Origin of the sequence: Mycobacterium sp. E3339, from assembly GCF_001666915.1 — a bacterium.
Classification (GTDB): Bacteria; Actinomycetota; Actinomycetes; order Mycobacteriales; family Mycobacteriaceae; genus Mycobacterium.
The window spans coordinates 1-11,835 of record NZ_LZIZ01000100.1 but is presented as its reverse complement, the minus strand read 5'-3'; the positions used below and the strand labels follow the sequence as shown (position 1 = coordinate 11,835).

The following is an 11,835-nucleotide window of genomic DNA, read 5'->3' as shown; positions in this document are numbered from 1 at the left end:
GTCGGGCTGACCGTGTATCCGGCGCCCCCGCCCTCCTCCCCTTAGGGACGCGTCGGTGCCGTTTCATCAGCTCGCCGGTCAGCACGGGCTTGCCGGTGGAGACCTCCCACGGCATGCCCGGCGCCCAGCGCTCGAACGACAGCAGCACGGACTCGTCGGCGTTGGCGCAGTCGACGAACTCCATCTCGCCGCCCGCCGGCAGGCCCGTCGTGCCCTCGGTGGTGAACGAGGCGCGACCGCGCTCGGATTCGTGGAACGTCACCCCGTCGACGACGTACTGCTCACCCGGCTGCAGCGTGACGTCCTTGCGGCTGACCCACATGGCCAGCTTGAGGCGCCCGTCGTCCTCTTCGACGCTGAACCAGATCGGCTGGTCGCCGCCCTCCAGCAGGTGCTCCCACCACACGAACGGGCCCTCGCGGTAGGTCACCGACCCGCGCACCACGTAGTCGATCCCGCCGTAGCTGACGATGGCGCCGGGGCCGAGCTGGCGGGGGCCGAATTCCGGCATCGCGTTGAACGAGAGGGGATCGGTGCGGCCGCGCGGTGGGCCCGGTTGCTTGGGCCGCCGCAAAGCGATGATCAGCACCACGATGGACGCGATGAACAGCACGATCGCGATAATGACCAGGAGTGATCCCACGCGAAACCTTCCGTTGCCACATGGCTTGAGCGAACGTGGGCTAAAGCTAACAGCTTTTGGGCCGGTTCGGCGTTGCAACCTGCCGACGCGGGAATTGGCGGCGCCGCCGCGTGTCGTCCGCGGGGCCGTCGGTCCCGGCCGCTAGGGTATCGAACAGCTGTTCTAGAGGTGGGAGCGGGCAATGCGCGTATTGGGCGTCGACCCCGGGCTGACCCGATGCGGGCTGTCGGTGGTGGAAAGCGGGCGCGGGCGCAGCGTGGTCGCACTCGACGTCGACGTGGTGCGCACCCCGTCGGACGCGCCGCTGGCCAAACGGCTCCTGGCCATCAGCGACGCGGTTGACCATTGGCTGGCCACGCACCAACCCGACGTGGTGGCCATCGAGCGGGTGTTCTCCCAACTGAACGTGACGACGGTGATGGGCACCGCGCAGGCCGGCGGCGTGGTGGCGCTGGCGGCGGCCAAGCGCGGCATCGACGTGCACTTCCACACCCCCAGCGAGGTCAAGGCCGCGGTGACCGGCAACGGCGCCGCCGACAAGGCGCAGGTCACCGCCATGGTCACCAAAATCCTTGCGCTGCAAGCCAAGCCGACACCGGCCGACGCCGCCGACGCGCTGGCCCTGGCGATCTGTCACTGCTGGCGGGCGCCGATGATGGCCCGGATGGCCGCGGCCGAGGCGCTGGCCGAACAGCAGCGGCACAAGTATCTGGCCAAGCTGAAGGCGGCGCGATGATCGCCTCGGTGCGCGGTGAGGTGCTCGAGGTGGCGCTCGATCACGCGGTGATCGAGGCCGCCGGCGTCGGGTACCGGGTGAACGCGACACCGTCGACGCTGGCGACCCTGCGCACCGGCGGCGAGGCGCGGCTGATCACCGCGATGGTGGTCCGCGAGGACTCGATGACGCTGTACGGGTTCACCGACACCGACACCCGCGACCTGTTTCTCACGCTGCTGACGGTGTCGGGCGTGGGCCCGCGGCTGGCGATGGCGACGCTGGCGGTTCACGACGCGTCGGCGCTGCGCCAGGTGCTGCACGACAGCGACGTGGCCGCGCTGACCCGGGTGCCCGGGATCGGCAAACGCGGCGCCGAACGGATGGTGCTCGAGCTGCGGGACAAGGTCGGTGCGGCGGGTGCGACCGGGGGCACAACCGTGGTGAACGGGCACGCGGTGCGCGGTCCGGTGGTGGAGGCGCTGGTCGGCCTGGGCTTCGCCGCCAAGCAGGCCGAGGAAGCCACCGACAAGGTGCTGGCCGCCGAACAGGACACGACGACGTCCGGCGCGCTGCGCGCCGCCCTGTCGCTGCTGGGTAAGTCCCGATGACCGGCCCCGACGACTACGCCGACCGCGAGTTGTCCCCGGCGCTGGCCGTCGGGGAGGGCGACATCGATGTCAGCCTGCGCCCGCGGTCGCTGCGCGAGTTCATCGGCCAACCCCGCGTCCGCGAACAGCTGCAGCTGGTGATCGAGGGGGCCAAGAACCGCGGCGGCACACCGGATCACATCCTGCTGTCGGGCCCGCCGGGGCTGGGCAAGACGTCGCTGGCCATGATCATCGCCGCCGAACTCGGCTCGTCGCTGCGGGTGACGTCCGGTCCGGCGCTCGAACGCGCCGGCGACCTGGCCGCCATGCTGTCCAACCTGGTCGAGCACGACGTGCTGTTCATCGACGAGATCCACCGCATCGCGCGGCCCGCCGAGGAGATGCTCTACCTGGCGATGGAGGACTTCCGGGTCGACGTGGTGGTCGGCAAGGGTCCGGGGGCGACGTCCATCCCCCTCGAGGTGGCGCCCTTCACGCTGGTCGGCGCGACCACCCGCTCGGGCGCGCTGACCGGCCCGCTGCGCGACCGGTTCGGCTTCACCGCGCACATGGACTTCTACGAGCCCGACGAGCTGGAGCGGGTGCTGGCCCGCTCCGCGGGCATCCTCGGCATCGAGCTCGGGGCCGAGGCGGCCGAGGAGATCGCCCGGCGCTCGCGCGGGACGCCGCGCATCGCCAACCGGCTGCTGCGCCGGGTCCGCGACTTCGCGGAGGTGCGGGCCGACGGGGTGATCACCCGCGACGTGGCCAAATCCGCGCTGGCGGTCTACGACGTCGACGAACTGGGCCTGGACCGGCTGGACCGGGCGGTGCTGTCGGCGCTGACCCGCAGTTTCGGCGGTGGCCCGGTCGGCGTGTCGACGCTGGCCGTGGCCGTGGGCGAGGAGGCCACCACCGTCGAGGAGGTGTGCGAGCCGTTCCTGGTGCGCGCCGGGATGGTCGCGCGCACACCGCGCGGCCGCGTGGCGACCGCGCAGGCGTGGAAGCACCTCGGCATGAGCCCGCCGGCGGGGGCCGTCGGCCTGGGTCAACCCGGCCTGTTCGACTAGCGGCGAGCCGTCGCGGCCAAATCGTGACCTTTGAGCCGTCCTCGCGGTCGGTTATTCGTCGGCGCCGTCGGGTAACCAAGCTCACAGCAGCGATACCTAAGGAGATTCTGATGAGGACCAGGCGCTACGACTACGACCGCCCTCGAGCGCTGTACATGCCGCGTTCCCGCGGCGCCCTGACCGGGCTACTGCTGATTATCTTGGGCGCCTGGGGCGCCCTGGTGCCCTTCTTCGGGCCCAACATCGACTGGGCCTACATGTCCGACCCGGCGTGGACGTGGACCACGGCCAAGGGTTGGCTCGAGGTGCTTCCGGGGGCCGCGACGGCCCTGGGTGGCCTGCTGGTGCTCCTGTCCGGCAACCGCGCCAGCGCCGTGCTCGGCGGCTGGCTGGCGGTCGCGGGCGGCGCCTGGTTCGTGGTCGGTCGCGCGTTCGCGTCGACCCTGGGCATCGGCGACGTCGGTTCGCCGGTGGCGTCGACGGACCTGAAGCGAGCCCTGCTCGAGGTCACCTACTTCACCGGGCTGGGCGCCCTGATCGTGTTCCTGGGCGGGGCCGCCGTGGCGCGCGTGGCCGTGCGGCATGCGCGTGACGTCGTGGCGCGGGAACCCGCGGCGGTGGCAGCCGCGCCTGCGGGCGAACCGGCGATGTACGACGAAACACGCGGACCGGTCGCGGCGCGGACCGACCGGGTGGCGGCCGAGCCCGAGGCGGGGGAACGCACCGGGCGTGGCCTGTTCGGTCGACGCACCGGCGGCGGACTGTTCCACCGCCACCACCACGCCGGCGTCTAGTCGGTAACACCTACGGCGGGAGGCGCCGGTAGCCCATGGCTACCGGCGCCATTTCGCGTCGGGGGCGGTCCGGGCGCCCGCGGGTGGGTAAAGTCACCCGCGCCGAGACGCAGGCCTCGAACCGCGAGGAGGAGCGATGATCACTGCCGGGCTGGTATTCGCCGCGCTGGCGGCTTTACTGCACGTCTACATCTTTGTGATGGAATCGTTGACCTGGACCTCGCCACGCACCCGTGCCACCTTCGGCACCACGGCCGAGGAGGCCGAGACCACAAAGCTGCTCGCTTTCAACCAGGGGTTCTACAACCTGTTCCTGGCGGTGGTCACCGGGGTGGGCATCGCGGCAATTGCGTTGCGCCACAACGCCGTTGGAGCGGCGCTGATTTTCGCCGGCGTCGGCTCCATGGCGGCGGCCGCGGTCGTCTTGCTGCTGTCGGCCCGCGACAAAGCGCGGGCCGCGGTCACGCAGGGCACCTTCCCGGCCATCGCGATCGTGCTGCTGCTGATCGGACTTCAGCAGTAACACCAGTCTCACCAGCCCCAAAAGGCCGCGGGGAGCGGTGCTTTCGGGGCGGCCCTGGGTTACACGCGCAACCCGCCGGGTACCCACCCCGGGCCGGAAATAGGCCCGGTATTCAACGAGGGGAAATCATGAAATACGCAGAAGACGGCCAGACCCGCGGGCTGAGCATGCCGCGTTCGCGTGGTGCGGTCAGCGGATTGCTCCTGGTCATTTTGGGAGCTTGGGGGGCGTTAATACCGTTTGTCGGACCGCGCTTCAATTTCGCGTACACGCCCGACCGGGAGTGGGCGTGGAGCACGGCTCGAGGGTGGCTCGAGGTCCTGCCCGGAGCGGTGACCGTGCTGGGCGGTCTCTTGCTGATCGTCGCCGGGAACCGCGTGGCGGCGATGCTGGGCGGTTGGCTGGCGGTGCTGGCCGGCGCCTGGTTCGTCGTGGGCGGTCAGTTCGCGCCGGTGCTGGGCATCGGCTCCGCCGGTGACCCGGTCGCCGCCACCGACCGCAAGCGCGCGGTTCTCGAGGTCACCTATTTCTCTGGACTGGGCGCGCTGATCGTCTTCGTGGGTGGCATGGTGCTGGCCCGCACGGCCGTGCGCCTGGCGCGCGACGTGCGGCCGCCGGCGCCGGCGGAAGCCGTGCCGGCCGTCGAGCCGTACCGGGAATCGGCCTACGAGCCCGCCGAGGTTTCCTCGAGCGCGCTGACCAAGCCGCGCACCGCTTCCGACCCGCAGCCGAAGCGGGGATGGCGTCGCGAGCGTTCGACGTCGGGCGCCAACGCCGCGTACCTGCGCTGGCCGCATCCCCAGCAATAACTCGCATACAAAAGAGCAATCGCCCAGTCCCCGCGGGGACTGGGCGATTGCTTTTCTGCGCTTACAGCAGTCCGAGCAACTGCAGGTCGGTGATGTACTTGACGATGACCGGCGCCGAGACATGTGGAATGTCTTTGTCGGGGCCGATTTTCGCCTCCTGCACCGCGGCGCGGAAGCGGTCGGTCGGTGCCATCGAACCGTTGATCGGTTTCTCGGGTTCCTGGTAGTTGTGCAGCAGCGGCAGCAGCGAGTACTGGCGCTGGCGCTCGGGCAGGCCGCGCATCGTGCCCTCGAACCGCCGCAGCCATTCGCCGTAGTCGGCGATGCGCTGGATCCCGTAGCCGGCTTCGATCAACCAGTCGACGTACTCGTCGAGACCGATGCCGTCGTCGTACGGGTTCATCACGTGGTAGGTCTGGAACCCGTCGCCTTGAGGGATGTTGTCGAGCACCTGCGTTCCCAGCGTCGAGATCGCGGCGGCGATGAACTCGACCGGCAGGCCGTCGTAGTGCGACCGCTGACGGTTGCCGTCGGCGTCCAGCTCGTAGAACGAACCGGGCGCGACACCGGTGGCCACCAGGCTCAGCATCAACCGGGTGAACATGTCCGGCAGGTTGAGCTGTCCGGCGTAGGTGGTGTCGGCCAGGATCATGTCGCACCGGAACACCGCGACGGGCAGGCCGCACAGGTCGTGCGCCTCGCGCAGCAGCACCTCGCCGGCCCACTTGCTGTTGCCGTAGCCGTTGGCGTAGTTGTCGTTGATCGCGCGGGTGGCGCTGATCCGCCGGATGTCGGCGTCCTCGACGAATTGACCGGGCTTGATCTGGTCACCGACGCCGATCGTCGACACGTAGGTGTACGGCTTCAGCTTGGTGGTGAGCGCGATCCGGATCAGTTCGGCGGTGCCCAGCGCGTTGGGACCGAACAGCTCGCTGTACGGCAGCACGTGGTTGACGAGGGCCGCCGGGTCGACGATCAGGTCGACGGTGTCGGCCAGCCGCTGCCAGGTCTGCGCATCCAGGCCGAGATTGGCCTCGCCCTTGTCCCCGGCGATGACCTCCAGGTGGTCGGCGGCCAGTTCCTGGTAGTGCGCCAGCAACTTCGGGTCGCCGCTATCGAAGGTGTTGTCCAGCCGGGCGCGCGCCTCCTCGTCGGACTTGGCCCGCACCAGGGCGATCACCTTGCCGTCCACCATGTCCATGCGCTCGAGCCATTCCAGCGCGAGGTAGCGGCCCAGGAAGCCGGTCGCACCGGTCAGCAGCACCGTGCGCACCTCGGCGGCGGGCCCGGGCAGGCCGGGCGCCGCGGCCAGCGTCTCGGCCTCGAGGAACTTGTCCAGGGTGAGGTCGGCCGCGTGCACCTCGGTCGCCCCGCGTCCGTGCACGGCGGCGAAGGTGGGTCGCTTGGTGCCCTGGCGCTCGCCCTCGATGTAGTTGGCGATGGCCTGCAGGTCGCTGGCGGGGCTGACGATCACGCCGACCGGGACGTCGATGTCGAAGATCTCGCGCAGCAGGTTCCCAAACGTCAACGCCGACAAGGAGTCTCCACCCAGGTCGGTGAAATGGGCGTCGGGGGTCAGCTCGGTGCTCGCCGTGCCCAGCATGGCCGCGGCGGCCCGGGTCACGGTCTGCAGCACGGGCGCGTTCGCGCCGTTGCGCCGCAGCTCGGCCAGCTCGTTGGCCTGGCCCTCGGCCAGCTCGGCGTAGAGCCGCTCGAGCCGCTCGCCGTAGTGCTGCTTGAGCTTCGGCCACGCCAGCTTGCGGATCCCGGTCAGCAGGCCGTTCTCCAGGCTGAACGGGGTGGTCTCGATGATGAAGTCGCGCGGCACCTCGTAGGACTGCAGCCCGGCCTGACGCGCGACGTGCTGCAGCGAGTCGGCGATCCTGGGCTTCAGCGACTCCAGGTCGGCGCCGGCCAGGGCCTCCTCGGTCGGCACCACGACGGCCAGCAGGTAGGGCTGCGCGCTGTTGCCGTAGACGTAGATCTGGCGCACCAGCGGGCTGTTGCCGAATTCGGCCTCCAGCTTGGCCAGGGTGACGAACTCGCCCTGCGCCAGCTTCAGCACGTTGTTGCGGCGGTCGACGTACACCAGCTTGTCGGGCGCGATCTCGGCGAAGACGTCGCCGGTCCGGTAGTAGCCGTCCTCGTCGAACACGTTCGCGGTGGTCTCGGCCCGCTTGTAGTAGCCGGGGAACATGTTCTCGGTCCGCAGCAGCAGCTCGCCGCGCGGGTGCGGCCGGTCGGTGCTGAAGTAACCCAGGTCCGGCACGTCGACGAGCTTGTAGTCGACGACCGGCGGGCGCTGAATCTCGCCGTCGAACAACACCATTCCGGCCTCGGTCGACCCGTAGCCGTCCATCAGGTGCATCTCGAGCAGGGACTCGACCCAGCTGCGCAACTCCGGGGAGGTGGGCGCGGAGCCGGTCATCGCGAAGATGAACCGCCCGCCCAGCAGGTACTGGCGCTGCTCGGCCAGCACCTCGGCCGCAACAGCCTCGCGGGCCTCCGGGCCCGCATCGCCCTCGGTCAGCCGGCGTTCCACCTGGCGCTGGAATTCTCCGAACAGGGTCTCCCAGATGCGCGGCACGAAGTTGAGCTCGGTGGGCCGCACCAGCTCGAGGTCCTCGAGCAGCGTCGAGAGGTCGCTCTTGGCCGCGAAGTAGGCGGTGCCGCCGTTGCCTAGGGTGCCGTACAGGATGCCGCGGCCCATGACGTGGCTCATCGGCATGAAGTTGAGGGTGATTGACGCGGCGCTCTCGCCGAACCAGTTCCTGCTGCCCCGGCGCCAGATCTTGGCGACGTTGCTCTGCGGGTACATCGCGCCCTTGGGGGCGCCGGTGCTGCCGGAGGTGTAGATCAACAGGGCCAGCGGGTCGGCTTCGTCGCTGGTGGGCAGCGGCGTGTCGGGCAGCGTCCGGCCGCGCTCGAGCGCCTCGGCCAGCGTCTCGACGGCCACGCCGGCGTCCGCCAGCCGGGTGCGCGCGCTCGCCACGGCCTCGCGCTCGTCGTCGACCTCCGGGTGGTGGTCGAACACCACCAGCTTGGCGGGCCGGTGTCCGCTCAGGATGAGCTCGACGGCGTCGGGCAGCTGGTTCGCGCTCGCCGCGATCACGGTGGGCTCGGTCTCGGTCACGATCGGCTGCAGGGAGGTCAGCGACGCGCTGGTCTGGAGCGGGACCGACACCGCGCTGATGGTGGCCAGCGCCATGTCGATGGTGGCGTAGTCGAGGCTGTTGAAGCCCAGCACGCAGACCCGGTCACCGACGCGGACCTCGTCGTTGGCCCAGGCGCGGCCGAGCGCCGCCACCCGGTCGCCGAGCTGTCCGTAGGTGATGGTCTCGAAGCGGGGGAGCAGCTCCAGCCGCGTGCGCCCGCTCGCCGGGTCCGTGACGAACTCGACCTCGCGGTGCGCCAGCGCCGGACGGTCGGCGTACCCGTCGAGCACGGTCCGGATGACCTGGGGGAGCCGAAGGCCGGGCTGTTCGAGCGCCGCTTCGATCGCCGGGTTGGGGCGGGCGGCGGCGAACTGCGGGTCGGTGGCGGTGAGGTCGTCGATACGGCGGTCGAGCCGCTCGTCGGTGTTGATGGTCGACATAAGCAATTCCCTTGCAATGAAAGTTATTAGTCAGTTTGGCGACGATGCGCTGACCATTAAAACGTTAGCTAAAGTAACGTTATTCCACCATGGGCCCGCCCCGCCGAAGGTGTGAGATTGCCCACCCGGGCCGGTCGAGCGCCGGGCCTTACACTTCGCGAAGCAGCCGGCCGAGAATGTCGAGCCCCTCGTTCAGCAGGTCGTCGCTGATGGTCAGCGGCGGCAGCAGCCGGATGATGTTGCCGAACATGCCGCAGGTCAACACCACCACTCCCGCCGCGTGCGCCGCGGCGGACAGCTTTTGCGTCAGTTCCGCGTCGGGCTCCGCGGTTCCCGACTTCACCAGCTCGATGGCGATCATGGCGCCCCGACCGCGCACATCGCCGATCCGGTCATCACCGGCCTGCAGACGCAACAACGGTTCGGTGATCAACCGTTCCAGCTGTCGCGCCCGCTCGATCAGTCCGTCACTTTCGATCGTGGTGATGGTGGCCAGTGCCGCAGCACAAGCGATTGGGTTACCGCCGAATGTGCCGCCCAAACCGCCGACGTGCGACGCGTCCATGATTTCCGCGCGGCCGGTGACCGCCGACAACGGCAGCCCGTCGGCGATGCCCTTGGCGGTGCAGATCAGGTCGGGCTCGATGCCGTCGTGCTCGCAGGCGAACATCGCGCCGGTGCGCGCGAACCCGGTCTGCACCTCGTCGGCGATGAACACCACGTCGTTGTTCCGGCACCAGTCGAGCAGGGCGGGCAGGAAGCCCTCGGCGGGCACGATGAATCCGCCCTCACCGGCGATGGGTTCGATGATGACGGCGGCGAGGCTCTCGGCGCCGACCTGGGTCTCGATCACGTCGATCGCCCGGGCGGCGGCCTTCTCCCCGTCGGTGGCGAGCTCCTTGTCCACCAGGCCGTCCCGATAGGGGTAGGACACGGGGGCTCGATAAACCTCCGGCGCGAACGGGCCGAAGCCGCTCTTGTACGGCTTGGATTTGGCGGTCAACGCCATCGCCAGGTTGGTGCGGCCGTGGTAGGCGTGATTGAACGCGACGACGGCGGGCTTGCGGGTGTAGGCCCGGGCCACCTTGACGGCGTTCTCGACCGCCTCGGCGCCGGAATTGAACAGCACCGAACGCTTTTCGCCGGAGCCCGGGGTGATCCGGTTGAGCTGCTCGGCGACGGCGACGTACTGCTCGTACGGCGCGACCATGAAACAGGTGTGGGTGAACTCGGCGACCTGGGCCTGGACGGCCTCCACCACCCGCGGCGAGGAATTGCCGATGGTGGTCACCGCGATGCCGGACGCCAGGTCGATGAGCCGGTTGCCGTCGACGTCCTCGATGATGCCGCCGAAGGCGCGAGCCACGAACACCGGCAAGGACACGTTCACGCCGTGGGATACCGCGGCGGCGCGGCGTTTGGTCAGTTCCAGCGAAGCGGGACCGGGGATTTCGGTGACCAGCTGACGAGTCTGCTCGAGGCCGGCCACGATTTTCTCCTCACCGCGGCGCGCCTGTCACGTCGCTCCCCAAGCCTATCCGGCCACGCGCCGGCCAGCCCCTCGTGCACCGGGGCGCTCGGAGGCGACCTGCGGCAATGGCACACTGGCCGTTACGAGGTGTGCGGCCCGCGGGTCGTCCCTGGCCCCAATGGCCTCCAGTGCCAGTACGACGCCACTACGAAAAGACCACTACGAAAAGACAGGCCCGTTCATGGAAAGTTTGATTCTGTTCCTGCCCTTCCTGCTCATCATGGGCGGGTTCATGTACTTCGCGTCGCGGCGCCAGAAGCGCGCGATGCAGGCCACCATCGACCTGCACGAGTCGCTGCAGGCCGGCGACCGTGTGCACACCACGTCGGGTCTTCAGGCCACCGTCGTCGCGATCACGGACGACACCGTCGACCTCGAGATCGCGCCCGGGGTCGTGACCACCTGGATGAAGCTGGCCATCCGCGACCGGATCCTGCCCGACGACGAGGACCTGGCCGACGGCGACGACGCCGACGACTTGGCCGACTCCGACTCCCCGGTGACCAAGGATTCCTGACCGCTTGCGCGAGGCGCGTCTCGGCGACACTAGGCTCTGTCCGGGGTAAGAACCGATACTCGAGGAGATAGAAGGAACGTGGCATCGTCTTCGGCGCCGGTGCACCCTGCCCGCTACCTGTCCGCTTTCCTGCTGCTGCTCGTCGGCGTCTATCTGCTGGTGTTTCTGACCGGGGACAAGCGCGCCGCCCCCAAGCTCGGCATCGACCTGCAGGGCGGTACCCGCGTCACGCTGACCGCGCGCACCCCGGACGGCTCGCGGCCCAGCCGCGACGCGCTGGCCCAGGCGCAGCAGATCATCAGCGCGCGCGTCAACGGGCTGGGCGTCTCCGGTTCGGAGGTCGTGGTCGACGGCGACAACCTGGTGATCACCGTCCCCGGGAACGACGGCAACGAGGCCCGCACACCTGGGCCAGACCGATCGCACCCGCCATCAGACCCGCCCGCAGCGACGTCAATCCCAGTGTGGCCGAGACGGTTTGGGCCTCCGACGATTGGAAGGACAGCGGCAGCGAGCCGTACTTGAGGACGTTGGCCAGCTGGCGCGCGGTTGAGGCGGTGAACGGCGGGTCGCCACCGGTGATTTGGGTCCGCCCGCCGGGAATGGCTTCCTGGATCATCGGGGCGCTGACCACCTGCGAGTCCAGCGTGAAGGCGGTCTGGGTGCCGACGTGGGCGGCGGTGAAGTCGGCCCAGGTGTTGGCCGCCGCGGGCTTGAACTGGACGTCCACCACGTAACCGATGCCGCGCTGATTCATGCCCGACGTGGCGTCCTGGATCTGATCGCCGCTGATGATCGACGGCGCCAGCAGGTAGGCCACCTTGTGATCGGTCGAGCACGTCACCAGCGGCAGGTTCGGGTCGTCGTTGCCGGCGAGGATGTCCTCTTTGTCGCAACGGGTGGCCTGGAACTGCAGGGCGAGGAACTGGATGCCCTGACGGGTGCTCTGCCGCCACTTCTTCTCATCGGCGATCCGGTCGGCGCGGTCCGCGCGGATCGGCGGGCGCGCAAGACGATCGTGTCGGGCAACGCCGTCACCTTCCTGGCC

Annotated in this window: 9 protein-coding genes and 3 pseudogenes; 8 read left to right on the top strand and 4 right to left on the bottom strand. The window is 69.4% G+C overall.

Features of this window, described 5'->3' with window-relative positions:
• Window positions 1-67 precede the first annotated feature (67 nt).
• Window positions 68-643, bottom strand: a pseudogene (locus A5702_RS09615) (DUF4178 domain-containing protein); the annotation flags it as partial.
• Between the two features lie 181 nt (window positions 644-824).
• On the opposite strand from A5702_RS09615, the gene ruvC reads away from it, so the two are divergent.
• The 6 genes from ruvC (at window position 825) to A5702_RS09585 (ending at window position 5,144) form a co-directional block, all read left to right on the top strand.
• Window positions 825-1,379, top strand: coding sequence for a crossover junction endodeoxyribonuclease RuvC (gene ruvC, locus A5702_RS09610; protein WP_055400880.1), 555 nt, complete (start codon window positions 825-827; stop codon window positions 1,377-1,379).
• Window positions 1,376-1,969, top strand: a complete 594-nt coding sequence (gene ruvA / locus A5702_RS09605) for a Holliday junction branch migration protein RuvA (RefSeq protein WP_068220176.1) — start codon at window positions 1,376-1,378, stop codon at window positions 1,967-1,969. Before ruvC ends, ruvA begins: the two co-directional genes overlap by 4 nt.
• Window positions 1,966-3,018 carry a Holliday junction branch migration DNA helicase RuvB gene (gene ruvB, locus A5702_RS09600; RefSeq protein ID WP_068220173.1) on the top strand — a complete coding sequence of 351 codons (1,053 nt, stop codon included), beginning with the start codon at window positions 1,966-1,968 and terminating at the stop codon, window positions 3,016-3,018. Before ruvA ends, ruvB begins: the two co-directional genes overlap by 4 nt.
• A 110-nt stretch (window positions 3,019-3,128) precedes the next feature.
• Window positions 3,129-3,812: a hypothetical protein gene (locus A5702_RS09595; protein WP_055400886.1), complete on the top strand. Its 684-nt coding sequence runs from the start codon at window positions 3,129-3,131 to the stop codon at window positions 3,810-3,812.
• Between the two features lie 136 nt (window positions 3,813-3,948).
• The gene (locus A5702_RS09590) at window positions 3,949-4,335 is read left to right on the top strand and encodes a DUF1304 domain-containing protein (protein WP_068220170.1); all 387 of its coding nucleotides are present in this window, start codon (window positions 3,949-3,951) and stop codon (window positions 4,333-4,335) included.
• A 128-nt stretch (window positions 4,336-4,463) separates the two neighbouring features.
• Window positions 4,464-5,144 (top strand): hypothetical protein, encoded by a 681-nt coding sequence (locus A5702_RS09585; protein ID WP_068220167.1) that lies wholly within the window; start codon window positions 4,464-4,466, stop codon window positions 5,142-5,144.
• Window positions 5,145-5,205: 61 nt separating this feature from the next.
• Here A5702_RS09585 and car read toward each other — a convergent pair whose 3' ends face one another.
• Complete coding sequence (car, locus tag A5702_RS09580; protein WP_068220163.1) at window positions 5,206-8,739, bottom strand: carboxylic acid reductase; 3,534 nt, start codon at window positions 8,737-8,739, stop codon at window positions 5,206-5,208.
• A 148-nt stretch (window positions 8,740-8,887) separates the two neighbouring features.
• Entirely contained in the window at window positions 8,888-10,228 is a 1,341-nt protein-coding gene (gene gabT, locus A5702_RS09575; RefSeq protein WP_068220160.1) for a 4-aminobutyrate--2-oxoglutarate transaminase, read from the bottom strand.
• A 223-nt stretch (window positions 10,229-10,451) separates the two neighbouring features.
• Between gabT and yajC the strand changes: the two genes are divergently transcribed.
• Window positions 10,452-10,787, top strand: a complete 336-nt coding sequence (yajC, locus tag A5702_RS09570; protein WP_055400896.1) for a preprotein translocase subunit YajC — start codon at window positions 10,452-10,454, stop codon at window positions 10,785-10,787.
• A 78-nt stretch (window positions 10,788-10,865) separates the two neighbouring features.
• Window positions 10,866-11,198, top strand: a pseudogene (locus tag A5702_RS25550) (protein translocase subunit SecD); the annotation flags it as partial.
• Here the strand turns inward: A5702_RS25550 and A5702_RS09560 are convergent.
• A pseudogene (locus A5702_RS09560) lies at window positions 11,191-11,835 on the bottom strand (protein translocase subunit SecD); the annotation flags it as partial. The pseudogenes A5702_RS25550 and A5702_RS09560 sit on opposite strands and share 8 nt — an antisense overlap.

Coding starts and splice junctions, on each gene's coding strand:
- ruvC (WP_055400880.1), top strand. CDS start 825: ATGCGCGTATTGGGCGTCGACCCCGGGCTGACCCGATGCGGGCTGTCG.
- ruvA (WP_068220176.1), top strand. CDS start 1,376: ATGATCGCCTCGGTGCGCGGTGAGGTGCTCGAGGTGGCGCTCGATCAC.
- ruvB (WP_068220173.1), top strand. CDS start 1,966: ATGACCGGCCCCGACGACTACGCCGACCGCGAGTTGTCCCCGGCGCTG.
- A5702_RS09595 (WP_055400886.1), top strand. CDS start 3,129: ATGAGGACCAGGCGCTACGACTACGACCGCCCTCGAGCGCTGTACATG.
- A5702_RS09590 (WP_068220170.1), top strand. CDS start 3,949: ATGATCACTGCCGGGCTGGTATTCGCCGCGCTGGCGGCTTTACTGCAC.
- A5702_RS09585 (WP_068220167.1), top strand. CDS start 4,464: ATGAAATACGCAGAAGACGGCCAGACCCGCGGGCTGAGCATGCCGCGT.
- car (WP_068220163.1), bottom strand. CDS start 8,739: ATGTCGACCATCAACACCGACGAGCGGCTCGACCGCCGTATCGACGAC.
- yajC (WP_055400896.1), top strand. CDS start 10,452: ATGGAAAGTTTGATTCTGTTCCTGCCCTTCCTGCTCATCATGGGCGGG.